The organism is Pseudomonas sp. GL-B-12 (genome assembly GCF_019955895.1).
GTDB lineage: Bacteria > Pseudomonadota > Gammaproteobacteria > Pseudomonadales > Pseudomonadaceae > Aquipseudomonas.
In genome coordinates, this window is the sequence record NZ_JAHBCX010000081.1 from 1 (window position 1) to 1,571 (window position 1,571).

Consider the following 1,571-nt stretch of genomic DNA (forward strand, 5'->3'; position numbering starts at 1 on the left):
TGGTGCGCCCAGCATGGGCGCAATCTTGTGGGTGAAAGTCCCGCCGTAAGCTGACCACAGCGAACGAAGCGAAGCGCAACTGCATGAGGGCGACCGAGTGTGGGGAGGAAGCGTGGAGCGAAACCGCGAGCCGATGAACAAGAACCGGATACAAGGCGAAGCCGATCAGGGCGAGCGAGCCATAAATCGCGAAGCTCTTGTGGTCAAAGATCAGGCTGCGTAAATCCGGCGGTTGTGCGGGGAAGGATTGCGTTCTTACCTGGGGAGATCTCGCCTTGTGCCTGAAAGGGCGACGGTGCAAGCCGGAGCGAGAAGTCAGCAGAGGCCGTAGTAGTCTTTTTTTTTTTTGACGAAGGGCCGAACGAGAGAAAGCGTCATAGGCCATGTTGATACGAAAGACCGGAAGTCAGATGCCTGCCAAACGCGGGGCGGATGCAGGCTACGAGCGGTGAAACCGTGAGGAATCCCATCAGCGACGAGGTCAATCGTCCGCAAAATGAACCCTATAACGCAGGGCAAGGGCTGCTGGAGCGAGCCTTTGCGAGAGAAAACCTGAAACGGGCATGGAAACGGGTCAAGGCCAACAAAGGTGCAGCGGGAGTCGATGGTCTGGACATTGAACAGACGGCCGAACATCTGCTCACTCAGTGGGCGGCGATTCGTGAACAGCTTCTTTCAGGTGTCTACCGGCCCAGTCCGGTACGCCGAGTGGTCATTCCCAAGCCCGATGGCGGTCAGCGCGAGTTGGGCATTCCGACGGTCACCGATCGTTTGATCCAGCAAGCCTTGCTGCAAGTCTTGCAGCCATTACTCGATCCGACTTTCAGTGAACACAGCTACGGCTTTCGTCCGGGACGCAGTGCGCAGGACGCCGTTCTGGCGGCCCAACGTCATGTGTCCTCGGGGCGCAGAGTGGTGGTGGATGTTGATCTGGAGAAGTTCTTCGACCGGGCCGACCACGACATCTTGATGGAGCGTCTACGCAAACGGATTGCGGATCGGGCGGTTATCCGGCTGATTCGCGCGTATCTGGACGCGGGAACGATGATTAATGGCGTGGTCGAGAAAAGCCGCTGTGGGACGCCGCAAGGCGGCCCGCTGTCGCCGTTACTGGCGAATGTGCTGCTGGACGAAGTGGATCGGGAGCTTGAACGTCGAGGCCATTGTTTCGTGCGCTATGCCGACGATGCGAATGTGTATGTTCGCAGCCGCAAGGCGGGACAGCGGGTGATGGCTTTGCTGAAGCGTCTGTATGAAAAGCTGCACTTGAGCGTCAACGAGAGCAAGAGTGCGGTGGCGAGTGCGTATGGTCGCAAGTTTCTGGGCTACGCCTTCTGGGCATCTCCACAAGGCGTCAAAAGAGCGGTAGCGGTCAAGGCGCGCAAGCAGTTCAAGCAACGGATACGCGAGCTCACCCGTCGCTCAGGCGGTCGCAGTCTGCGACAAGTTGTCGAGAATCTACGCCCTTATCTTCTGGGCTGGAAAACTTACTTTGGGTTGTCACAAACGCCGAGAATCTGGCGAGAGCTGGACGAGTGGATGCGGCACCGATTGCGAGCGATCCAGCTTAA

Annotated in this window: 2 protein-coding genes; one reads left to right on the forward strand and one right to left on the reverse strand. The window is 58.2% G+C overall.

The genetic code is table 11. The features are described 5' to 3' along the window. Positions 1 to 385 (reverse strand): hypothetical protein (locus KGA85_RS29445; RefSeq protein WP_223543595.1); only part of this gene is annotated, 385 nt, incomplete at its 3' end. Positions 386 to 432: 47 nt separating this feature from the next. Between KGA85_RS29445 and ltrA the strand changes: the two genes are divergently transcribed. After that, on the forward strand, positions 433 to 1,571 hold a 1,139-nt coding region (gene ltrA, locus KGA85_RS29450), incomplete at its 3' end, for a group II intron reverse transcriptase/maturase (protein WP_223543596.1).